Origin of the sequence: Martinezella lusitana (genome assembly GCF_016901135.1) — a bacterium.
GTDB lineage: Bacteria > Pseudomonadota > Alphaproteobacteria > Rhizobiales > Rhizobiaceae > Rhizobium > Rhizobium lusitanum_D.
In genome coordinates this window covers 135157-157708 of the sequence record NZ_JAFEVL010000062.1, presented here as the reverse complement: position 1 = coordinate 157708, position 22552 = coordinate 135157, and the positions used below count along the sequence as shown (strand labels likewise).

At 61.9% G+C, this 22552-nt stretch carries 20 protein-coding genes; 12 read left to right on the top strand and 8 right to left on the bottom strand.

Annotation, left to right across the window (positions count from 1 at the left end; translation table 11 throughout):
* Window positions 1-6 precede the first annotated feature (6 nt).
* The 3 genes from JTP94_RS27145 to JTP94_RS27135 all read left to right on the top strand — a co-directional run bounded on the left by JTP94_RS27145 (window position 7) and on the right by JTP94_RS27135 (window position 2612).
* A complete protein-coding gene (locus JTP94_RS27145; RefSeq protein ID WP_204853506.1) occupies window positions 7-471 on the top strand; it encodes a nuclear transport factor 2 family protein in 465 nt (154 codons plus the stop codon).
* Between the two features lies 1 nt (window position 472).
* Window positions 473-1063, top strand: coding sequence for a TetR/AcrR family transcriptional regulator (locus tag JTP94_RS27140; RefSeq protein WP_204853505.1), 591 nt, complete (start codon window positions 473-475; stop codon window positions 1061-1063).
* A gap of 223 nt (window positions 1064-1286) precedes the next feature.
* A complete protein-coding gene (locus JTP94_RS27135) occupies window positions 1287-2612 on the top strand; it encodes a glucoamylase family protein (RefSeq protein WP_204853504.1) in 1326 nt (441 codons plus the stop codon).
* Window positions 2613-2771: 159 nt separating this feature from the next.
* Here JTP94_RS27135 and JTP94_RS27130 read toward each other — a convergent pair whose 3' ends face one another.
* The 3 genes from JTP94_RS27130 to JTP94_RS27120 form a co-directional block, all read right to left on the bottom strand.
* On the bottom strand, window positions 2772-3761 hold the full coding sequence (locus tag JTP94_RS27130) for an Ldh family oxidoreductase (RefSeq protein WP_204853503.1): 990 nt from the start codon (window positions 3759-3761) through the stop codon (window positions 2772-2774).
* Between the two features lie 82 nt (window positions 3762-3843).
* Window positions 3844-5379 carry an aldehyde dehydrogenase family protein gene (locus JTP94_RS27125; RefSeq protein WP_204853502.1) on the bottom strand — a complete coding sequence of 512 codons (1536 nt, stop codon included), beginning with the start codon at window positions 5377-5379 and terminating at the stop codon, window positions 3844-3846.
* A 102-nt stretch (window positions 5380-5481) separates the two neighbouring features.
* Window positions 5482-6765 (bottom strand): FAD-binding oxidoreductase, encoded by a 1284-nt coding sequence (locus tag JTP94_RS27120; RefSeq protein WP_204853501.1) that lies wholly within the window; start codon window positions 6763-6765, stop codon window positions 5482-5484.
* A gap of 207 nt (window positions 6766-6972) precedes the next feature.
* On the opposite strand from JTP94_RS27120, the gene JTP94_RS27115 reads away from it, so the two are divergent.
* Together JTP94_RS27115 and JTP94_RS27110 are read left to right on the top strand one after the other, a co-directional pair.
* Entirely contained in the window at window positions 6973-7209 is a 237-nt protein-coding gene (locus JTP94_RS27115; RefSeq protein ID WP_204853500.1) for an Lrp/AsnC ligand binding domain-containing protein, read from the top strand.
* 414 nt (window positions 7210-7623) lie between these two features.
* Window positions 7624-8826 carry a glycosyltransferase family 4 protein gene (locus JTP94_RS27110; protein WP_204853499.1) on the top strand — a complete coding sequence of 401 codons (1203 nt, stop codon included), beginning with the start codon at window positions 7624-7626 and terminating at the stop codon, window positions 8824-8826.
* Here the strand turns inward: JTP94_RS27110 and JTP94_RS27105 are convergent.
* Window positions 8793-9647 (bottom strand): glycosyltransferase family 2 protein, encoded by an 855-nt coding sequence (locus JTP94_RS27105; RefSeq protein ID WP_204853498.1) that lies wholly within the window; start codon window positions 9645-9647, stop codon window positions 8793-8795. The genes JTP94_RS27110 and JTP94_RS27105 overlap by 34 nt on opposite strands.
* Before the next feature lie 185 nt (window positions 9648-9832).
* Between JTP94_RS27105 and JTP94_RS27100 the strand changes: the two genes are divergently transcribed.
* The 4 genes from JTP94_RS27100 (at window position 9833) to JTP94_RS27085 (ending at window position 15285) form a co-directional block, all read left to right on the top strand.
* Window positions 9833-11347, top strand: coding sequence for a lipopolysaccharide biosynthesis protein (locus JTP94_RS27100; RefSeq protein ID WP_204853497.1), 1515 nt, complete (start codon window positions 9833-9835; stop codon window positions 11345-11347).
* Between the two features lie 10 nt (window positions 11348-11357).
* On the top strand, window positions 11358-13148 hold the full coding sequence (locus JTP94_RS27095; RefSeq protein WP_204853496.1) for an alpha/beta fold hydrolase: 1791 nt from the start codon (window positions 11358-11360) through the stop codon (window positions 13146-13148).
* A 63-nt stretch (window positions 13149-13211) separates the two neighbouring features.
* Entirely contained in the window at window positions 13212-13880 is a 669-nt protein-coding gene (locus tag JTP94_RS27090) for a response regulator (RefSeq protein WP_204853495.1), read from the top strand.
* Entirely contained in the window at window positions 13870-15285 is a 1416-nt protein-coding gene (locus JTP94_RS27085) for a sensor histidine kinase (protein WP_204853494.1), read from the top strand. The genes JTP94_RS27090 and JTP94_RS27085 overlap by 11 nt, the downstream gene beginning before the upstream one ends.
* A 317-nt stretch (window positions 15286-15602) precedes the next feature.
* On the opposite strand, the gene JTP94_RS27080 is transcribed toward JTP94_RS27085, so the two are convergent.
* The 4 genes from JTP94_RS27080 to JTP94_RS27065 all read right to left on the bottom strand — a co-directional run bounded on the left by JTP94_RS27080 (window position 15603) and on the right by JTP94_RS27065 (window position 19665).
* Window positions 15603-16484, bottom strand: a complete 882-nt coding sequence (locus JTP94_RS27080) for an ABC transporter permease (protein WP_034509192.1) — start codon at window positions 16482-16484, stop codon at window positions 15603-15605.
* 14 nt (window positions 16485-16498) lie between these two features.
* Window positions 16499-17317, bottom strand: coding sequence for an ABC transporter ATP-binding protein (locus tag JTP94_RS27075; RefSeq protein ID WP_034509194.1), 819 nt, complete (start codon window positions 17315-17317; stop codon window positions 16499-16501).
* Between the two features lie 91 nt (window positions 17318-17408).
* Entirely contained in the window at window positions 17409-18422 is a 1014-nt protein-coding gene (locus JTP94_RS27070; RefSeq protein ID WP_204853493.1) for an ABC transporter substrate-binding protein, read from the bottom strand.
* Window positions 18423-18651: 229 nt separating this feature from the next.
* On the bottom strand, window positions 18652-19665 hold the full coding sequence (locus JTP94_RS27065; protein WP_204853492.1) for an ABC transporter substrate-binding protein: 1014 nt from the start codon (window positions 19663-19665) through the stop codon (window positions 18652-18654).
* Between the two features lie 275 nt (window positions 19666-19940).
* Here JTP94_RS27065 and JTP94_RS27060 point away from each other — a divergent pair, with 275 nt between their 5' ends.
* The 3 genes from JTP94_RS27060 (at window position 19941) to JTP94_RS27050 (ending at window position 22324) form a co-directional block, all read left to right on the top strand.
* Window positions 19941-20249, top strand: coding sequence for a hypothetical protein (locus tag JTP94_RS27060; RefSeq protein ID WP_204853491.1), 309 nt, complete (start codon window positions 19941-19943; stop codon window positions 20247-20249).
* Window positions 20250-20437: 188 nt separating this feature from the next.
* Window positions 20438-20896, top strand: a complete 459-nt coding sequence (locus JTP94_RS27055) for a helix-turn-helix transcriptional regulator (protein ID WP_204853490.1) — start codon at window positions 20438-20440, stop codon at window positions 20894-20896.
* A 174-nt stretch (window positions 20897-21070) separates the two neighbouring features.
* Entirely contained in the window at window positions 21071-22324 is a 1254-nt protein-coding gene (locus JTP94_RS27050; RefSeq protein ID WP_204853489.1) for a YcaO-like family protein, read from the top strand.
* Window positions 22325-22552 lie beyond the last annotated feature (228 nt).

Sequence of the window (22552 nt, the reverse complement as noted above, 5' to 3'; positions counted from 1 at the left end):
TACATCATGCCGAACCCGCTTGTCCCACCCTTCACCCGCGAAACCGCGATCGCCAAGGTCCGAATGGCCGAAGACGGCTGGAACAGCCGCGATCCCGAGCGCGTCTCCAAGGTCTATACGGAAGACAGCCAATGGCGGAACCGCGCCGAATTCCCGCGCGGCCGCAAGGAGATCGTTGAGTTCCTCACGCGCAAATGGGCAAGGGAGCTGGACTACCGGCTGATCAAGGAGCTCTGGGCCTTCGAGGGCAATCGCATCGCGGTGCGTTTCGCCTATGAATGGCACGACGATAGCGGCCACTGGTTCCGCTCCTACGGCAACGAGAATTGGGAATTCGACGCTGATGGACTGATGCAGCGCCGTTTTGCCTCCATCAACGACATGCCGATCAAGGAAAATGAGCGGAAGTTCCACTGGCCGCTTGGCCGGCGCCCCGACGACCACCCCGGCCTGTCGGATCTCAGCCTTTGAAATGACGCGCATCGTCTTCGAAAAGCCCGATGCCGTTGCCCTTGTGGCCGAGGTCTTCCGCGAACTCGGCTACGAGGGTGCGTCGATGAGCAGCATCACGGCGCGCACCAAACTGTCGAAGGGCAGCCTCTATCATTTCTTTCCCGGTGGTAAGGAACAGATGGCGGCCGAGATCATGGCCCATATCGACGCCTGGTTCGTCACGGAAATGTTCAGGCCGCTCGAAGAGGGCGATCCTCGCGCCGCCATTGCCCGCATGTGGGAGACGACGGATACCTATTTCCGCTCCGGCCGCCGTGTCTGCCTCATCGGAGCCTTCGCGCTGGACGAAACGCGCGATCGCTTCTCGAGCGCCATTCAGAACTATTTCCAGCGCTGGATCGAAGCACTCGCCGGTGCTTTGACGAGAGCCGGCCTGGCTGCTGCGGAAGCAAGAATGCTTGCCGAAGAAGTAGTGGTCGGCATCCAGGGTGCATTGACGCTGGCAAGGGCGCTTGGGGACGATGCGATTTTCGGCCGAACCTTGGCGCGGCTGAAGGAGCGGCTGGGAGCGGCAATCGAAGAAAGCGTCCCGCCGGCGCGAATCATTTAACTGACAGCAGCGCCTTGATCCCTGGCGCGGGGTTCACATCTTATTGCCCGATGGCCGGGAGATGGTGCTTTCCGCCATCAATATTGACGATGATGTGCGCGCCAACGCCCTGATCTTAAACAATCCTCCATAAAAGCGTGGCAGCGTTAATCATGTTTGATTTGCAACTATCCAAGCTCCTATGCTCAGCAGGTAACAGGAGCATCGAGGAGATGGGTAGAAGATGCTGCAGCAGGTAAACGACACCGACGACGCGCTGATCGATCGATTGCAACGTTCCGCATTCGATTATTTCATGCTTCACACCAATCCGGAAAATGGGCTGGTGGCAGATACGTCAATCAAGACGAGCCACAGCAGCATTGCCGCCGTCGGCTTTGCGCTGTCGAGCTATCCGGTCGCCGTCGAGCGCGGCTGGATCGACCGCGCCGATGCGGCGAAACGGGTGCTGACCGTGCTCGATTTCTTCGCCGACAGCCAGCAGGGCACGGAACGCGGCGCCACCGGCCATCGCGGCTTCTACTACCACTTCCTCTACATGGAGACCGGCAAGCGCGCCTGGAACAGCGAGCTTTCGACGATCGACACCGGCTTGATGCTGCTCGGCGTATTGACGGCCGCCGCCTACTTCGATGGCCCTAGCCAGACCGAACAGGACATCCGCAAACAGGCAACCTTTCTCTACGAGCGCTGCGATTGGCATTGGGCCCTGAACAAGGGACCGACGATCAGCATGGGCTGGAAGCCGGCGAGCGGTTTCCTGCGCTGGCGCTATCAGGGCTATGACGAAGCGATCTTCCTCTACGTCATGGCGCTCGGCTCGCCCACACATCCCATCCCCTCGTCGAGCTACGACGCCTTCGCCTCGACCTACACCTGGATGATGGTCAAGGATAAGCCCTATCTCTATGCGGGGCCGCTGTTCATCCATCTGTTTTCGCATGCCTGGATCGATTTTCGCGACATCCGCGACAAGCACGTGGCCGACAAGGAAATCGACTATTTTCGCAATACGCAGACGGCAATCGCCGTTCAGCGCGACTATACGGACCGCAATCCCGGCCATTTCGTTGGCTATGGGAAGGATATCTGGGGCCTCTCGGCCTGCGATGGCCCCAATCCGACCGGAACGAAACATAGCCGGCGACATGGCCAGAAAGTTTTCGGCTATGCCGCGCGCGGGGCGCCACTCGGCCCCGACGACGGCACGATCGCCCCCTGGGGACCGCTGTCGTGCCTGCCTTTCGACCGTCAGGCTGCGCTCGACGGCACGAAGGCGCTGCTTTCGACCTATCCCAACCTGCTGCTCGGCGGCCGCTTTCCCGGCGGCTTCAATCCGAGCGTCAAGGGGCCAGGCCCGGAAGGCTGGGTGGATGACCGCTCGGTCGCCATCGACCAGGGCCTGCTGGTCATGATGATCGAAAATGCCCGCACCGGCTTGATCTGGAACCTCATGCGGCAATCGCCGATCCTTCGCCATGGCTTGGAACGCGCGGGCTTCACCGGCGGCTGGCTCGACGAAAAACAGGCAACGCCCGCCATCGCCTGATTTTGATCGCCGGTAGTCGTCAGGCATCCTTGTCGACATAGCAACGTTGCTGCGCAGCTCCTTCTCCCCGAGGGGAGAAGGAGCTGCCTCCTTGCACCAATTCATCTTAGCGTGAGAGCACGGCAGAAACACATTCACCTGACCATCATCTTCAGCGCTTCAAAGCCCCTTGATCGCCTCGATCACCTCGTCCTCAACCAGAATCCCATTGGCGATTGCCTCACGCCTCGAGCTCTGCCCGCGCCGCCCGGGCAGGCGGACGTTGGGATCTTGGGTGATCTCGCTTGCGAGCAATGCAAGCCGCTGCGCGGTGTCGGCAGCACTCATCGCCGCCGGATTGATGGCGATGATCGTGTGGCCGAGCCCCGGCGGCGCGCCCTTGTCGTCGAAGAGCGAAGACGCCTCGAAGGCGTAGTTGGCGCCGGTGAGACCGGCGGCGAGGATTTCCACCATCAGCGCCAGCGCCGCTCCCTTCGAATCGCCGGCAGGGATCATCGTGCCGGCAAGCGCCTCCTCGGCATTGGTGGTCGGCTTGCCCTCGCGGTCGAAAGCCCAATCGGCCGGGATGGGCGAACCCTTCTGTCGCGCGGCCATCACCTTGCCGCGCGCCACTTTCGATAGCGCCAGATCGATCACGATCGGGTCGTCGTCAGGAAGCGGCGCGGCAAATGCAATGGGATTGGTGCCGAAGACCGGCGTCTTGCCGCCCCAGGGCGCCATGGACGCCGGCGCATTGGCGACCATCAGCGCCACCAGTCCCTGATCGGCGAAACGCTCCACCGTCAGGCCCATCACGCCGGCATGATGCGAGCGGCTGATGGCAGCAAGGGCGATCCCCTGCTCGCGGGCGATGGTTGGAAGCTCGCCGACGGCAAGATCGAGGGCGGGATAAGCGTAGCCATAACCGGCATCGATGCGCAGAACGGCGGGAAAGGGCCGGCTCATCTGCGGCACGGCGAAACCATCGGTCTTGCCCGCCTTTGCATGCCCGGCATAGGCGAGGACGCGCCGCAGGCCGTGACCACTCTGCCCGGCGGCCTCCGCCGCAACGAGTGCGACGGCCACGGAGCGGGCGTTGTCAGCGCTCACCCTGCTTCGCTGCAGTGCCTCCACGACAAGCGTTTCAGCTTCGGCAAGCGACAGATACATGAGACGAGACCTTGAGAACAAATGAGGAGGATGAAGACTTTCTACGCCTTCGCCCTCCCCATCGCAATGCAACAAACTCCGGCTATTCCACGTCGAACTTGACGCCCTGCGCCAGCGGCAGGGTGCGGCCGTAATTGATGGTGTTGGTCGCCCGGCGCATATAGGCTTTCCAGGCATCCGACCCGGATTCGCGGCCGCCGCCCGTTTCCTTCTCGCCACCGAAAGCGCCGCCGATTTCGGCACCGGAGGGGCCAAGATTGACATTGGCGATGCCGCAATCCGAACCGCGCGAAGAAACGAAAGTCTCGGCCTCGCGCATGTCGTTGGTGAAGATCGACGACGACAGGCCCTGCGGCACGGCATTATGCAGCGTCAAGGCGCTGTCGAAATCGCCGTACTTCATCACGTAGAGGATCGGCGCGAAGGTCTCCTGCTCGACCGGGCCGGTCTGCGCGGGCATCTCGACCAGGGCCGGGCGAACATAGAAGGCATCAGCCGATCCGTTCTCTACACGCTCACCGCCGGTGATCGTGCCGCCGGCCGCCTTGGCTTCCGCAAGCGCCACCTGCATCCTGTCGAAGGCGTGCTTGTCGATCAGCGGGCCGACAAGCGTCCCCGCCTCCAGCGGATTGCCTATTGTCACCGAGCCATAGGCCTTCTGCAGGCGCGGCACGAGCTGATCATAGACGCTTTCATGGACGAAGAGACGACGTAGCGACGTGCAGCGCTGGCCTGCTGTGCCCATGGCCGAGAAAGCGACACCGCGCAACGTCAAATCGAGATCCGCCGACGGGCAGACGAGGGCGGCATTGTTGCCGCCAAGCTCGAGGATGGCGCGGGCGAAGCGGCCGGCAAGGCGCGGACCGACGGCACGGCCCATGGCTGTCGATCCGGTCGCCGAAACCAGGGGAACCTTCGGGTGATCGACCAGCAATTCGCCGAGATCACGACCGCCGATCAGCAGCGTCGAGAGATTGGCCGGCGCCTCGCCGCCCTCGGCGACATAACGCTTCAGCGCCTTTTCGAACAGAGCCTGCACGGCAAGCGCCGTCAGCGGCGTCTTTTCCGAAGGCTTCCAGATCGTCGAATTGCCGCAGACCATGGCAAGCGCCGCATTCCACGACCAGACGGCGACCGGGAAATTGAAGGCGGAGATGATGCCGATCGGCCCAAGCGGATGCCAGCTTTCCATCATCCGGTGTTCAGAGCGCTCGGTGGCAATGGTCAGACCGTAGAGCTGGCGCGAGAGACCGACGGCGAAGTCGCAGATGTCGATCATTTCCTGGACTTCGCCGAGGCCCTCGGAGGTGATCTTGCCGACCTCGACGGAAACCAGGCGGCCCAGCGCCGCCTTGCCGGCGCGCAGCTCTTCGCCGAGCAGGCGGACCAGCTCGCCACGCTTCGGGGCCGGCACGTCGCGCCATGCCAGAAACGCCTCATGCGCCTTCTCGATTGCAGCCTTCGCCTCGGCGGCCGAATGCTCCTTGAGCCGGCCGATTTCGGCGCCGGTCACCGGAGAGGTGACGGCGAGCGTGCCGCCCGTATAGCGATCGGCTGCAACACCGAGTTCCGTCAATATCGCCTTGGTCTCGGCGGCAAGATCGAGTGTCGCGGTCATCTCGTTTCCTCTTCCTGTAATGATGGTTCGGTTGTTGTTCTATCTCTCTGCTTTTCCGCAATTCCGGACGGAAAACCGCTGCGCACTTTTCCTGGAATTGCCTTAAACCCTTGCGCCGACAAAATGTGCAGCCTGGGCGCCGGCCTCGTACCACACTTCCTTGACGGCCCTGAAGCCGGGTTCCACGATATCCGTCACCGGCAGCGGCAGGTCGGCCTCGGAGATCTGGCCGAGGATGTGGCTCGCAAGCACTTTTCCGAACACGGTGCCGGGCGCGATGCCGCGACCATTATAGCCGGAAAAGCCGACGACGTTGGGCGCAAGCTTGTGAAAGCGCGGCAACGCATTGTCGGTCATGCCGATCTTGCCATACCATTCGCATTCGAACGAGATATCCTCGAGTTGCGGGAAGAGCTTTCTGAGGGAACGCCGGGCCCAGTTCTTGTGCACGGCAAGGCCGGTATTGCGCAACGCCCCGACGCTGCCGAAAACGAGCCGGCCGGCTTGATCCATGCGGAAAGACGAGAGGACTTCCTTGGTGTCCCATGCCCCCTCCCGGCCGGGTAGGACGGATTTGCGCAAGTTGTCGCCGAGCGGCACGGTGGCAAAATTGAAATAGGGAAGATGCACCTGCTCGTTTCGCACCTGCTCCCACGGGCCGGTGCTGTAGGCGTCCGTCGCGACGATGATCCAATCGGCAGTGACCTTGCCGTCAGCGGTCGAAACCACCCATTTCGCGCCGCTCCTTTCCGTCGCCGTCACGCGGCTGCCGGTATGAACCGCAACACCCGCCTTGACCACGGCATGCGCCAGACCTCGCGCATAGGCGAGCGGCTGCAGAGTGCCGGCGCGCATGTCGAGCAAGGCCCCGGCATAGGCGGAGCTGCCGATGCGCCGCTCTGTCTCGTTCGCGTCGAGAACCGTTACCGGCGCACCGCGCTTGCTCCATTGCCGCGCCCGCTCCTCGATCTCCTTCAAGCCCTCGGGGCCGACAGCGCAATGCAGCGTGCCGTTGCGCTCGAGTTCGCAGGCGATGCCGTGCTTGTCGATCAGCTCCATGACAAGCTTCGGCGCATTGCCGAGTAGGTCGAGAAGCCGCTCGCCGTGAACGGGGCCGAGCTCGCCCGGCAGATCATCCGGCATCACCCACATGCCGGCATTGATGAGGCCGACATTGCGCCCGGCGCCGCCGAAGCCGATTTCATTGGCCTCCAGCAGCACGACACTGCTGCCCGCCTCGGCAAGATGCAGCGCCGCCGACAATCCGGTATAACCGCCGCCGACCACCACGACATCGGCGTGGACATCGCCGGCAAGCGGCTTCGTCACCGGCGGTGGCGGGGCGGTCTTTTCCCAAAGACCGTGGGAACGTGGGTCATTCAGCATGAGATCGGTCCAATCGATGAAGGCAATCCGGCTAATCTAGCGCCACGTTCGAACTTGCGGAAGCGGCAAGAGCGACATCCGGTGGACAGAGAAAAACTTGCATGGCCATGGCGCTTTCGAGCATTATAGAGAAAGCACCGACCGCCATCGCGGTCGCAGGCAAAAGCACACCGCCATCGCGGTCGCGGACAGAAGCAGGACAGTCTCATGAAGCCCATTTTCGTTCAGCTCCAATGCGCTCCCGGCAAGACCTACGAGGTCGCCGACGCAATCTACCAGACGGAGCTGGTCTCGGAGCTGTATTCCACCAGCGGCGAATACGACCTGCTGCTGAAGGTCTACATCAAGGAAGAGCAGGATATCGGCAAGTTCATCAACGATAACATCGCCCATATCCCAGGCATCGTCCGCTCGCTGACGACGCTGACGTTCCGAGCGTTTTGAGAGATCCAGACTTCGGATCAGCATGCGCCACGGTTAAAGCTGCGTTCGCAGGATTGCCCCTCACCCCAACCCTCTCCCCGTTCTGACCGGGAGAGGGAGTTCACTGAGTTTTGTGCCCGGGCGCGATCGTACGGCAAATACCGGAACAGTCCCCTCTCCCCGCATTGCGGGGAGAGGGTTGGGGTGAGGGGCCACACGCTATAATCCGGCATCAACACACTCACCTGACAAGCACAATCCCCTTATGCAACGCTCCGATATTAACCCTCTTGCCTAAAGCCGCTTGGCTTTCGACCGGCGATTAAGCCTTTTTTAACCGACCGGATGATCTGCTTTGCCGACTGATCAACGGGCGGCGCGCTGCAGCGCCGGATTGCTGTCGCTTGGCGCGGCATAGGGGTTTAAGGTGGATCGATGACATCGGCTATTGCTGACAATCAGGCAAACAAGCAGGCCGGGCCGCTGATCGTGCATGTCGTACGCCAGTTCCTGCCGAACAAGGGCGGCCTGGAAGACGTCGTTGCCAATCTCTGCCGGCAGTTGATCTCCCGCGGCTATCACGTGCGCGTCGTCACCTGCGACAGCCTGTTTTCCGACCCGGGCCGCCAGCTGGCGCCGACCGAAACGATCGATGGCATCGAGGTCGTGCGTATCCCCTGGTCCGGCTCCAGCCGTTATCCGCTGGCGCCGCAGGTGTTCCGTCATGTTGCCGACGCTGATCTCGTGCATGTCCACGCCGTCGATTTCTTCTTCGATGCGCTTGCCTGGGGCAAGCTGATGCATCGGCGCCCCATGGTCGCAACCACGCACGGCGGCTTCTTCCACACGCCGAAATATGCCGCCATCAAAAAAGTCTGGTTCAATACGGCAACACGGCTATCGGCGCTCGGCTACAACTATCTCATTTGCTGCAGCCAGTCCGACGCGCGGCTATTTTCCAATATCGCAAAAACTCGTGTCCGCCTGATCGAAAACGGCGCCGATGTCAGCAAGTTCGCCAACTGCGCCGCATTGGAAGCCCGCCGCCGCATCGTCACCATCGGCCGCTTCTCGGTCAACAAACGGCTCGACCGCATGCTCGACGTGATGAAGGCGCTCGCGGCGCGCCATGACGACTGGCATCTCGACATCATCGGCGCCGTGTCGGATCTCGATCAGCCGACATTGGAGAAGGAAATTGCCGCACGCGGCCTCGAACGAAACGTCTCCCTGCATGTGGCGATCGACGACGGCTCGATCCGCAACATCATCGCCCGCGCTTCGCTCTTCGCTTCGGCCTCCGAATACGAAGGTTTCGGCCTGGTGGCGATCGAGGCCATGAGCGCCGGCCTGCTGCCGGTGCTGAATGCCAACGACGCCTACAAGGCCCTGGCCGAGACCCACCCGGCGCTGATGCTTTCGGATTTCTCCGATCCGGAAACGGCTGCCGATACCCTCACCGCGGCTTTCGAGCGCCTTGAGGCAGATGACCTGAGCTTGAGGCAGGAGCTGCTCAGCGACGCCCGCGCCTATGCATGGGATGAGGTCGCGCAGCGCTACATGGATGTCTACGCCGAAACCATCACGCCCAAGGGCAAATCGCCTCAGCTCCTGCGCCAGCGCGGCCAGGTCGCATAACCTTCCAGAATGCCCAGAAGCCAAGCGCGCTTGTAGCGCGCCGCATCGGGATTGAATCTGGCAAGGGCCGCCAGCCAGCCGGCAACGGGCCGGAACAGCCGATAGACGACATAGGGCAGCGGGAAAGCCTGCTTGCGCATCAGGGCGCCGAAGCCGCGGCCATATTTGCGCGCCCGCTCCACCTGCCGCGGACCATATTCGCTGGTGACCTGATCGTGATGGACGATCAGCTCCGGGAAGAACATCGCCCGCTTGCCGACAGCGAGCGCGCGCAGCAGGAAATCCGCCTCCTCGCCGCTCTGGAAGGGTGATTCCGAGCCGACGCCGAGGTTTTCATCGAAGCCGCCGATATCGGCAAGCGCCGCGCGGCGCACGAAGATGCCGTTTGAGTTGCCGCATCTCAGATAGTTCCAGCGCGTGAGGGCACGCCGCGTCTCGCCGGTCGGGCTGACGGAGGCGAGCCCCTCGGCGTCGAGGGTACGGCCCGTGACGATCGCAAGTTCGGGGTGCGCGGCAAACAGCGTCCCGGCAGCGGCGAGCGTATCGGCTTCGTACCAGCAATCATCGTCGGGAAAGCAGATATAGTCACCCGTGGCCGCCGCCAGGCCGTTGTTGCGCGCCCGCGAAAGCCCCTTGGGCGAACGGATATGCCGGATCGGGAAGAGAGGCGAAAAGCGGTCGATGAGCCCGGATAGTCGATCATCGGCGTTCTGATCGACGAGAACGACCTCGAAATCCTTGTGATGCTGTTCGGCCAGCGACCGGAACAACCGCTCCAGCTGGTCAAAACGATCGATCGTGCAAACGATGAGGCTGAACAATGAAACCCTCCGGACAAGCCCCAGACGGCCAACATCAGAAGGAACGAATATTAGCCGAAGTAAAAAATCAACTTACAGCAGCATTAAACGCTAAATATTAAGGCATATGAAATAGAGCAGACGTTATCTCCACGAAGAGCCGATATGTGCGTTGGTTTCGGCGAATTGAGGAACGGTCTGTCTTCATGACGAAGAGCATCATGGCGAATTCGGTTTTGAACGCGGCGGCGGGATTGACCCTGCTCGCGACCGGCTTTGCCTGTTCGATCATTGCGGCACGCCTGCTTGGCCCGGAAGCCAACGGCATCATCGCCTTTTCGCTGTGGCTGACCACGACGGGAGCGCTCATCGCCGAGCTCGGCGCCGGCGTTACGCTGCTGCGTATCCTGCCGCAATTGAAGGGACGGGGCTATTCGGCCGAGGAACGACTGGGCTTTGCCGCCTATCTCCTGCAGCCGACCATCCTCGCGACCCTGATCCTGCTCGCCGGCTATGCTGCCTACTACTGGGATGCGGAGCGGTTGCATTGGGCCGGCGACGCGTCCGCCGTCATCGCCATCACCGGCGTGTTTTTCGTTCTTCAGTCATTCGGCGCCTATAGCAAGAACTACCTGATCGGCGAACAACAGCTCGGCACGTTCCTGCGCATCACCGTGACAAGTTCGGTGCTGCAGCTCGCCACCGTGCTCGCCGGCGCCATCTTCTTCGGCGTCAGCGGCGCGCTTGCCGGCTATGCGATCGGCCAGTTGCCGATGTTCATCGCAACCCTCAGGATCGCCATTGCGCGGAAAAACAGCTGCGGCGTCGGCCTTTCCGCTCTCATCAGTTCATCCCTCGTTCTCTCGATCGAACTCATCAACAGCTCGATCTTCCTCAACCGCATCGAGTTGCTGTTCCTGCAGCATTACTGGGGCATCGAAGCGGTCGGCTTTTATGCCGTCGGCCTGTCGCTCGCCAATCTGGCGCTGCAGCTGCCGGTGCAGCTGAGCGGCAGCTTGCTGCCCTATTATTCCGAACAGATGCATGCGCGGGCATCCGACAAGCTGCCGGTTCACGTCTTCGCGGGCGTGGCGCGCAGCATAGCCTACATCACTCTGCCGATGAGCTTCGGCCTTGCGGCCATCGCGCCTGAGCTGGTGGTGACGATTTTCGGCGAGCCGTTCGCTCCGAGCGGCGGCATGGTGGCGCTGCTGTCGCTGACCGCGGTGCCCTATGTCTTCATGCAGATCTGCACGCAATATCTCTATTCCCTCGATCGTGCGCGCGAACGCACCATCATCGGTGGGATCGCCAGCGTCGTCATGGTCGTCGGTTGCCTGATCGCGGTGCCCTTCTACGGCGGCGAAGGCGCCGCGCTGGTTCGGCTGCTGGCCTTCACTGTCATGTGCCTCCTGATGGTCCGTCGCATGGAATTCGAGGGCTCGACGCGGGGCATGCTCGTCAACCTCGCCAAGGTGACGGCTGCGGCCATTCTGTGTGCCGCCGCCGCCTATGGCTTCGTTCAAGCCCTGCCCGGCGTCGCAGGCCTCGTGGGCGCCGTCATCGCCGGCGCTCTGGCCTATGGCATCGCTCTCAGGCTGCTGAAAGCCGTGCCGGCGGAGGACGTCGACGTCCTGCAGAAAATCGCGGCGCGATTGCCCGCCCGCATCAATCCGATTGCCGTTCAAGCTCTGGCGTTACTGGCGCCCCGCCGAATGTAAGGAGACCGTCATGGCTGGTTGGGGAGCCGCCGAACAGCACGATAAATCGAAGCGCATGAAGGCGGCAGCCGTGCCGGTGACCTTCGCCGGCACCGTCGGCCTGTTCACGCCCGCTGCTGTGCCTCCAAGCGCAACTGCCGTGCTGTTCCTCAGCCCCTGGGGCTTCGAGGAAATGTGCGTCCGCAAGTTCTGGCGCATCCTGGCGGAGGGTCTTGCCGATATCGGCATATCCAGCCTGCGTTTCGACTATGCCGGCACCGGCGATGCGCTTGACGTCGCCGATGACGGTCGGGGCCTGGTCTTGTGGGAAGAAACTGCGCTCGCCGCCGTCTCCACGTTGAAGTCGCTCTCCGGCTTCGAAAGGCTGATTCTCATCAGCCAGGGTCTTGGCGGCAGCATAGCCACGACGCTCGCCGAGCGTCTGTCCGATGTAGATGGGATCGCCTTTCTCGCGCCGGTCGTTTCCGGCCGTGCCTATCTGCGTGAATTGACCGTCTGGTCGAAGATGATTGACGAGGGCATGGGACTTCCGGAGGCCCAGCGTCAGACCGAAGGTGTCACCGTCGCCAGCCTGCGCATGCCGGACAGCATCGCTGATGCCGTCAAGAAGCTCAATCTGATGACGCTCTCGGCGCTCGGCGCGCCGAACGGCCTCGTGCTGATGCGACCTGGCCGCCCGGGAGACGCGGACTTTTCCCGCCACCTCGAGACGCTCGTCCCGCATGTCGAGCAGGCTACCTATGAGGGTTACGACGACCTGGTGTCGAACCCCACCGTCGCCGTCATGCCGATGGTGGCGGGGCACAGGGTCCTCGAATGGGTGAAGTCGATTGTCGTAAAGCCCACAGCGGCGGTTTCTATCAATCTCATGAGGCCCGATGCCGAACCGCTCGTCGGTGACGGCTTTCGCGAGACACCGGTGCGTTTCGGCGCCGGCGAGCGCATTTACGGTGTGCTCTGCGAACCCATAGGCGCCCGGACCGGTGCGACGGCACTGCTCCTGACCACCGCCTACGACCGCCATGCCGGCTGGGGCCGGATGTCGGTTGCCATGGCACGCGCGCTTGCCCACGACGGCATCGCTTCCTTGCGCTTCGACACAGCCAACGTCGGCGACAGCCCGCCGCTTCCCGATGCTCCGGAGCAGGTGCTGTATTCCCGCGACCAGCAACGGGATGTCGCCGACGCGCTCGACCTGCTGGAGGCGCGAAACCTGCTGCCGGCGTTTGTCGTCGGCCGTTGCAGCGGCGGCTATCTCGCCTTCCAGGCCGCCTTGCGTGATATCAGGTGCAACGGCCTGATCACCGTCAACCCTTACAGTTTCTTCTGGGACGAGACCCAATCGGTCGACGAAGCCCTGCGCTTCGCGCCACGGTCGCTCGAAACCTACGGGCGGAAATTCCTGCAGCTGGAAACGCTGAAGCGGCTCTACGGCGGCCAGATCGATGCGGGAAGCGCGATGCGCAACATGGCGACGGTACTGGGCCGGCGCGCGGTGCGATTGTGCCGTCCGCTGTTCAGTCTCTTTCCCTTCCTCGCCGGTGCGCACGAACCCGTCATCAGCGGCTTCCACGCGCTCGCCAAGCGCCGGGTCGACATCTCCCTGATCTACAGCGCCCATGATATCGGCCTCGATCACCTCCATGAGCAGTTCGGCGAAAACGCCGCCGGCCTGAAACATTTTCCGGATATCCGCCTCACCATCATCCCCGAGGCAGACCACAATCTCACCCCGCCCTACGCGCGAAAAGTGTATCTGCGGGAGGTCAGGGAGATGGGATTGAGGCTCGGCAGGCGATGAAATCGCGCCGCAGCGTTAGCCGGAAATACTCGCCATATCCGGCACTTGTTGTATAGTCGTGGCATGAGGCTGCTGATCGTCGAAGACAACCGCGAACTGGCGTCCTGGCTCGGCAAGGCGCTGCGTCAGGCGCAATATGCCGTCGACATCGCCTATGACGGCGAGGACGCCGAGCACATGCTGAGGGTCGCAGCCTATGCCGCTGTCATCCTGGATCTGTCGCTGCCGAAAATGGATGGGTTGACCCTGTTGAAGCGCGTGCGCCAGAACGGCAACAAGGTGCCGGTCATCATCCTCACGGCCAATGCCAGCCTCGACGGCCGGGTTGCCGGCCTCGACAGCGGCGCCGACGACTACCTCGCCAAGCCTTTCGAGATCGCCGAACTGGAGGCCCGCATCCGCGCCGCCGTCCGCCGTGGCCACGATCACGCCGCGCCGGAGATCGCCGTCGGCGACCTTTTGTTCGATGGCGGGACGCGACAATTCTATCTCGCCGGCGAGGCCCTGGCGCTGACGCCGCGCGAACATGCCGTGCTCGAACACCTGGTCATGAAGGCCGGCACGACCGTGACCAAGACCACGCTGTCGGAAAGCGTCTTCGGCTTCGACGATCTCGCCGATACCAGCGCCATCGAAATCTATGTGCATCGCGTCCGCAAGAAACTCGAAGGCAGCACCGTGCAGATCGCGACGCTGCGCGGCCTGGGCTATCTCCTTCGCCATGCACAATGAGGACGCTCCCCCGCCGAAACAACGCCTGGGCCGCGCCGTAAACGCGCTGAGGAACAGCCTGCGGGCGCAGCTGTTTGCCTGGGTGGTCCTGACGCTGATCGGGGCGATCTGCATCAACCTCTATCTCAGCTTCCGCTCGGCCGACGCCACGGCCGATCTCGTCACCGATCGCACGTTGCTCTCATCGGCCCGTGTCATCGCCGAAGCCGTGCATGTCGATGGCAGCGGCACCGTGCAGATCGATATCCCGCCGGCGGCGCTTGAAATGTTCGATACCGGCTATGGCGACCGCGTCTTCTACCAAGTGGTGACGGCATGGGGAAACCTCATCGCCGGCTATCCCGATCTGCCCCATCCGAAACGGGAGCAGGTCGGCGAGGACACGACCTTTCGGGTCGACGGGATACGGGCCCTGATGCTGAGCCATCCGGTGGTCGGCCTCGATCAGGACGGCACGATTTCCGTCACCGTCGCCGTCACCCACAACAGCCAATATGCCATGCGCCGCAGGCTGTGGCTGTCGGATTTCACCAAGCAGCTCGTTCTTGTCCTGCTTGCCGGCCTGGTGACCATCATCGGCCTGCAACGCGGCCTCACGCCGGTACTGAGGCTGCGCGACGCCGTGCGCGAGCGCGGGCGTCAGCGCCTGGATCCGCTGGAGCCCGACATGGTGCAGAACGAGCTGCGGCCGCTCGTCCATGCCCTCAATGATCACATGGAGCGGGTACAGAACCAGATGGCGGCGCAGCGCCGCTTCGTCTCGAATGCCGCCCATCAGTTGCGCACGCCGCTCGCGCTGATTTCGACGCAGGCAAGCGTTGCCGCACGCGAGACGGATAGCGCCAGGCGCGATGAGGCCTTGCTGGCGCTGCGTTCGAGCACGCGGCAGGTCACCCGGCTTGCGAGCCAGCTTCTCACCCTCGCGCGCGCCGAACCCGGCAGCCGCCGGCCACGAGACGACACGATCGACCTCGCGGATACCGCCAGGCGGGTGCTGGAAAATCTTGCCGAAGAGGCCTTGCGGCACAATATCGACCTCGGGCTGGAAGCCGACGAAACGCCGGTGCGCATCGAGGGCGACGGCACCATGCTGCGCGAGATGCTGGTCAACCTCGTCGACAATGCCTTGCGGTACACGCAGCCAGGCGGGCGCGTGACGGTCGGCATCGGACGGGAAGGCGATACGGCCCTCCTATGGGTCGAGGATAACGGTCCGGGCATTCCGGAAACCGAGCGTGCCCAGGTATTCGAGCGCTTCTATCGCATCATGGGCACCGAACCCGAAGGTAGCGGTCTCGGGCTTGCCATCGTCCGCGAGGTCGTCGACGGCGCCGACGGCTCGGTCGCGCTTGGCGAAGCGGCCGGCGGCGGGCTGTTGGTCAGCGTGCGGCTGCCGGCGGTTTGAACGGCGAAGTTAAGTCGGGAATTTACGTCGCGATCCCTGGTTCTGGAGTGCGGTAGTTGCGGGATAGTCCCCTCTCCCCGCCCGCGGGGAGAGGGTTAGGGTGAGGGGCTATTCGCGAAGTCCATAGAAGCACCTTGTCTGCGGCTCCTCTCATGCGAAACCAATCATGGCTCTCCATCAAGTCGATACTCCGCAGCCCCTCACCCCAGCCCTCTCCCCGCAAGCGGGGAGAGGGGATCTCTCACGCCAGCGCAACAAAAAAGGGGCCGGGCATCTTGCCCGGCCCCGGCCTTGGGAGGCGCCAAAAAAGTCGCGGCTTATTGCGTGTCCATATGCTGTTGCGGACGCCAGCGGGTGATGCGGTTTTCCACCAGGGTCATCACATATTCGGCGCCGAGCGTCACCAGCATCACCAGGATGATCGCGGCATAGAGGCCGGCAGCGTCATAGGTGCCCTTGGCGATCGAGATCAGGTAGCCGACGCCGGCCAGCGAGCCGACGAATTCGCCGACGATCGCGCCGATGATGGCAAACGAGAAGGAGACGTGCAGGCTTGCGAAGATCCAGCTCATCGCCGACGGCAGGATCACGTTGCGGGTGACCTGCCAGTTCGAGGCGCCGAGGATGCGCGCATTGGCGATCATGTTGCGGTCGGCCTCGCGCACGCCCTGGAAGGCATTGGCGAATACGACGAAGAACACCATGATGAAGGCGAGCGCCACCTTGGAAGGCAGGCCGAGACCCATGATCATCACGAAGATCGGCGCCAGCACGACGCGCGGGATCGAATTGATCGCCTTGATGTAGATCGACAGAATATCGGAGGCCAGCCTGTTGCGGCCAAGGGCGACACCGACGAGAACGCCGGTGATCGAACCGATGACGAAGCCGATCAACGCTTCTTCCATGGTGACGCCAAGATGATACCAGAGCGAGCCGTTTTCGGTGCCCTCCGTGACCCATTCATAGAGCCTGTAGCCGATGGCGGTCGGGCTGGAATAGAAGAACGGATCGATCCAGTGCAGATCCGAAGCAAGCTGCCAGAGGCCAAGGATCGCCACGAGGATCGCGACCTGCCAGAACAGCACGACATATTTGCGGCGTGACATTGCCTTCATCGCTGCTGCTTCGATTTCCGCATCCGAGGTACCGGCGCGGAAGATCGGCGCATTGCCTGTCTCAAGGGCTGTGTTTGCCATGATCAATCCTCCCCTTATGCCGCTTGGGCGGCACGGCGATAGCTGGTTTCGACCTCTTCGCGAAGGTCGTCCCAGATCGTCTTGCAATAATCGATGAAGTTCTGCTCGTAGCGGATCTCCGAGACGACGCGCGGACGTGGCAGGTCGATCTTGTAGACCGACTTCACCGTCGCAGGTCCCGCCGTCAGCACATAGACCTTGTCAGCCAGTGCGACAGCCTCTTCGAGATCGTGCGTGACGAACACCACGGAAGCCTGCCGTTCGGCCCAGAGCTTCAGCAGTTCTTCATGCATGACCGTGCGGGTCTGCACGTCGAGAGCCGAGAACGGCTCGTCCATCAGCAGGATTTCCGGCTCGTTGATGAAGGTCTGCGCCAGCGAGACGCGCTTGCGCATGCCGCCCGAGAGCTGATGTGGATAGTGATGCAGGAATTTCGTGAGGCCGACGCGGGCAAGCCAGTCCTTGGCGCTCTTCTCGGCCTCTGCTTTGGACTTGCCGCGGAACAGCGGGCCGGACATGACATTGTCGATAACGTTCTTCCAGGGGAAGAGCGCATCCGTCTGGAAGACGAAGCCGACGCGCGGGTCGATGCCGTTGACCGGGCCGCCCATCAGGCGGACTTCGCCGGCGCTGGGCCTGGCAAGGCCGGTGACGAGGTTGAGCGTCGTCGACTTGCCGCAGCCCGTCGGGCCGACGACGGCGACGAATTCACCGCGTTCGACGGTCATGTTGAAATCGCGAAGTGCCGTCAGCGACTTGCCGGTCGGTGAAACGAAACGGCGGCTGACATTGATGAGCTCGATCGCCGATGTCCGGCGTCCATCCTGTTGCATGGTGCTGATCCTCACGCGTGCCTTAGGGCATGCACGCAAAGCCCGGTGAACTGCCGCTTCCAACACCAGCCGGAAGCGGCGTTATGACTGCTTACTTGACGTTCTTGACGAATTCCGTCGTGTAGGTCTTCGACAGGTCGATCGTCTTGCCCTTGACGTTCTTGGAGAACGCGGAGAGCACGGCGAGAACGGTCTTCGGACCATCTTCCGGCATCACGCCATCCGGCGTGAACATTTCCTTGCCTGCGTCCAGGGCCTTGATGTAGCCATCCTTGTCGCCGACGTAGAAATCCTTCGGCATCTTGTCGGCAATCTCGGCGGCGGAATGGGTGTTGATGAAGCGCAGCGTCTTGACGAAGGCGTTGGCGAGCTTCTGCACTTCTTCCTTATGGGCATCGACCCATGCGGCATCCATGTAGAGGGATGCTGCCGGATAGGTGCCGCCGAGAGCTTCCTCGGTGCCCTTGAGCGTACGCAGATCGACGAGAACCTTGGCTTCGCCCGTCTTCAGCAGACGCGAGATCGTCGGCTCGGTGGTCATGCCGGCCTGGATGGCGTCCTGCTGCATGGCGGCGATGAAGGTCTGGCCGGCACCCACCGGAACCGGGGTCACGTCAGCCGGCGAAAGGCCGGCCTTGGACGCCATGTAGAGCGTCAGGAAGTTGGTGGACGAACCGAGGCCGGTAACGCCGACGCTCTTGCCCTTCATATCCGCGAAGGACTTGATTTCCGGATGCTTGCTCGAGACCAGCTCGACTTCGCCGGGCGCCTGGCTGAACTGCACCACCGACTTGATGAACTTGCCCTTGGCCTGCAGGTCGACACAATGGTCGTAGAAGCCGACGACACCCTGGACGGCACCGGCCAGCAACTGGTTTTCGGCATCGACGCCGGCCGATTCGTTGAGAAGCTCGACCTCGAGGCCTTCATCCTTGAAGTAACCGAGGGATTCGGCGAGCTTGGCCGGCAGATAGATCTGCTTTTCATAGCCGCCCACCATGATGGAAATCTTGTCGGCCGCCTGTGCCGCCGTGGCTGCAAGGGAAGCAGCTGATATGACGAGGGAAAGGGCTACGGTATGAAAAAAGGCGCGCGATGAACGCATAAAATGTCTCCTCCTGTTTTAGTGCTTGCGTCACACGACGCCGCAGAACATCTGCTTCCTCCACGAAGCTCGACGAACCTAGCGCGGGCAACCTTTCAGTCAGCTTTCAGTGCGAAAGCTCAAAAGGCGACATTGCAATTTTATTTCACTCGCGCCGGCAACACAAATACAGCCGCCGGCGCGCGCCTTCGCCATCAAGACGAAAACGAAGCTTCAGATCGGCAGCGGTTTACTTGGCGTTCTTGGCGAATTCCGTCGTGTAGGTCTTCGACAGGTCGATCGTCTTGCCCTGCACATTCTTGGAAAACTCGGAAAGAACGGCAAGAACGGTCTTCGGGCCGTCTTCCGGCATCACACCGTCCGGGGTGAACATCGCCTTGCCGTTTTCGAGCGCCTTCACATAACCCTCCTTGTCGCCGACATAGAAGTCCTTCGGCATCTTATCGGCGATCTCGGCAGCGGAGTGAGTGTTGATGAAGTGCAGCGTCTTGACGAAGGCATTTGCCAGCTTCTGCGTCTCCTCCTTGTGATCGTTGATCCAGGACGCCTGCATATAGAGCGAGGCGGCGGGATAGGTGCCGCCGAGGACCGCCTTCGTTCCGGCCATGGTACGCATGTCGATGAGGACCTTGGCTTCGCCGGTCTTCAACAGGTGCGAAATCGTCGGCTCCGTCGTCATTCCGGCCTGGATGGCGTCCTGTTGCAAGGCGGCGATGAAAGTCTGTCCGGCGCCGACCGGAACCGAGGTGAAGTCACTGAGCTTGAGGCCATTCTTGACCGCAAGATATTGCGTCAGGAAATTGGTGGAGGAACCGAGGCCGGTGACGCCGAGGCTCTTGCCCTTGAAATCGGCGGGCGACTTGATCTCCGGATGCTTGGCCGACACCAGCTCCACTTCGCCCGGCGCCTGGCTGAACTGCACGACGGATTCGACGAATTTGCCCTTGCCCTGGAGATCGATGCAATGATCGTAGAAACCGACGACACCCTGTACCGCGCCGGCGAGCATCTCGTTTTCCGCATCGACACCGGCAGGCTCGTTGAGGAGCTCGACATTGAGACCTTCATCCTTGAAATAGCCGAGCGCCTCCGCAAGCTTGGCCGGCAGATAGATCTGCTTCTCGTAGCCGCCCACCATGATGGAGATCTTGTCAGCGGCAAGCGCCGCCGTTGCGGTGAAAGACGCGGCGGTCATGGCAAGGGAAAGAGCCATTGAATATGTGAGAATGCTGGATGGGCGCATGAAGTTCTCCTCTTCTTATGTGCCGGTGCCGGTTGGTCACCGCGCGGCATACGCTTCCTCCTGAAGCGGGAGAGACATGCACATCCAACCTTTCAATGAGCTGAAAGGGCTTTTGGGGCGCGCTTGAAAAAACGACACAGGGACAATGGCGGTTGCCGCCATTGCCAAGACACCGTTGCGGCCGGACCAGCTTTGCAACGGTAAGCATCTTCTGATCTTGGTATTTCTACTACAGCGATATATTTAAGAGCTGTATGTTCATCGGGGGATGACGGATGAGAAGCGTAGCTGCAGCGCTGATTCTAATGACGATCGCAACCGCCGGGCCGGCCTGGGCCATCTCTCGCTACGAGTCGATGAGCCGAAGTTGCGCATCCGTGCAGCAGCTCATTGCCGGCGAACGCGCCGTCATATTGCGTTATCCCTCGAGAGACGGCCGCCTCACATTGTATGACCGTTATGTCTCCGATAGCGAGCAATGCGGCGTGAGCGGTTATGCGGCCCGTACCTCCGTGCCGACCAGAGACAATCCGCAATGCCCGGTCTATAATTGCAGATCATCTTCCGTTTTTAATCCGCATTGACGCGACGCGTCTTTCTGCGTTTATTTGGCCTTCACTGCCACAAAAACTTTACAAAAAGACTTTTGGTTGAATTTTACCCATATTTAACACACATTGTACGGGCAGATTGGGCGAAGGTTCCTTGCCCCTATAGTGTCACAACTAAGGTGGCATCCGCTTGGTCCCCTGTTTGAAAAGGAGATTGCGCAGTGAGTGCAAAAGTACCGAATCCGATCGACGCCTATGTCGGCTCCCGCGTTCGCACGCGTCGACTCATGCTCGGCATGAGCCAGGAGCGGCTCGCCGAACAGATCGGCGTCACCTTTCAACAGGTGCAGAAATATGAAAAGGGCACCAACCGCATCGGCGCCAGCCGACTGCAGGCCATAGCCAACGTTCTGGCCGTACCGGTGGCCTTTTTCTTCCAGCAAGACAATACGCAGCCGCTCAACACGGATGGTCTGGGCGCGATCAACGGCCTGGAGGATCTGTCCGAGTTTCTGACCTCCAAGGAAGGTCTGAGCCTCAACAAGGCGTTCATGAAGATCAACGATCCCGGCATACGTCAGTCCGTGCTGACGCTGATCAAGTCATTGTCAAACGCCTCCGAATCGCTCGCGGGCCATGTGCCGCACGCAGCCGACGCATCGATAGGCCTTCGCAACTGACCTTTAGGCGCCGCATCGAACATGGTCGAGGCGCGAACCGACAGAAACGCTGTTGGTCGCCTCGACAGTTACAGCTGCGCTTTGTGCTGACGCTGTTTCCCATCGAAAGCTGACGCCCGCATAGGCAAGCAGGGAAACCCGGCCGATCAATGATCTAACCCTTCGGCGGCAATGATGACCGTGGATCCTTCCCTTGCCGAATTTCTTGCCAGACATTCGGGCCGGAAGGCATCCGCACTTGCCGCATCTCCCTATTCGGATCGCGCCTGCTCAGCCGAGGAAACCTTTCGGCGGATCGAGCCGTGCCTCCTGGTCCACGGCGTTACCCGTCTCGCGCGCCTGACGGGGCTCGACAGGCTCGGCATTCCCGTTTGGCAGGCAATCAGCCCGAACGCCCGCTCGATCGTCGTCCACAACGGCAAGGGCATCACCGATCTCGATGCCAAGGTCTCGGCCGCGATGGAGGCACTGGAACGGGCCACGGCCAGTGCACCCGCCCTGGAAACTGTAAACACCAGTCGCGAGCGGCTGGTGGCCGAAGGACGCCGCACCGATGCGCTGCCGCAGCTCATTGCCAGCGGCCAGGCCGATATCGCCGATGACGAGGACATTGCCTGGGCCGAGGGTCACGATCTCATCAGTGGAGAGGCCGTCTGGATTCCCGTCGAAGCCGTAGCACTCGATCGCACCATTCGCGCTAAGCGCTTCTGGCAATCATCCGACGGGCTGGCTTCCGGCAACACCTTCGCCGAGGCCATCCTGCACGGCGTGCTGGAGCGCATCGAGCGCGACGCTGTGGTACTCTGGGACATCTCCACATCAGAGCAGCGCATGGACGCCTGCATCGACCCTGCCTCCTTCCACGATCCGGTGCTGAACGAGTTGACGGCCAGGATCGATTCCGCCGGGCTGACATTGCGCCTCTTCGACATCACCAGCGATATCGGCATCCCGGCCGTCACCGCTCTGCTCGGTCCCAGCGATATCGCCGCTGCGAGACGCGTGCGCTATCTCGGTGTCACGGTCGGCAGCGGAGCACATCCATCGCCGGTCCGGGCAGTGATCCGCGCCGTGACGGAAGCCGCGCAGTCGCGCCTCACCTTCATCAGCGGCGGCCGCGACGATATAGAACCGGAAAGTTTTGCCCGGGAACTGCCTGATAGCATCCGAAGCTGCTTCGATGCTGCCCCAAAACCCACAGCCAGGCTCGATGCCCCCTTGCCGAAAGGCGCCGAGGCCTTGTTGGAGCTGACGGTCGATCACATGCGCCACGCAGGCATCGCCTCCGCAATAGCGCTTCCTCTGGCTCATACCTCCTTGCCCTTCTCGGTTGCAAAAATCGTGGTACCAGAGCTCGAAAACCCGCCAGGCGACCGCAAGCGCCGGTACGGTCACAGGGCTCTTTCGAAATCCCTGCATCTGCTGTGACGACGCATATGCCCGGAAATCGAGCTTGGAGACCTGAAGTTTCCGGCCGCCGACCGGTGCATTTTGCCATTCTAACGTCCTGAAATTGCATTTATAAGATCGTCGCACAATCACGCCTCGTGTCACGCTGCATGTCACGCGCCAACCCCCGGAACATACGTTAATGTCTGCTCATGTTCTCGGCAGGATGCAATTCACCACCGGGAACAGGGGGCAATAGAGGGTATG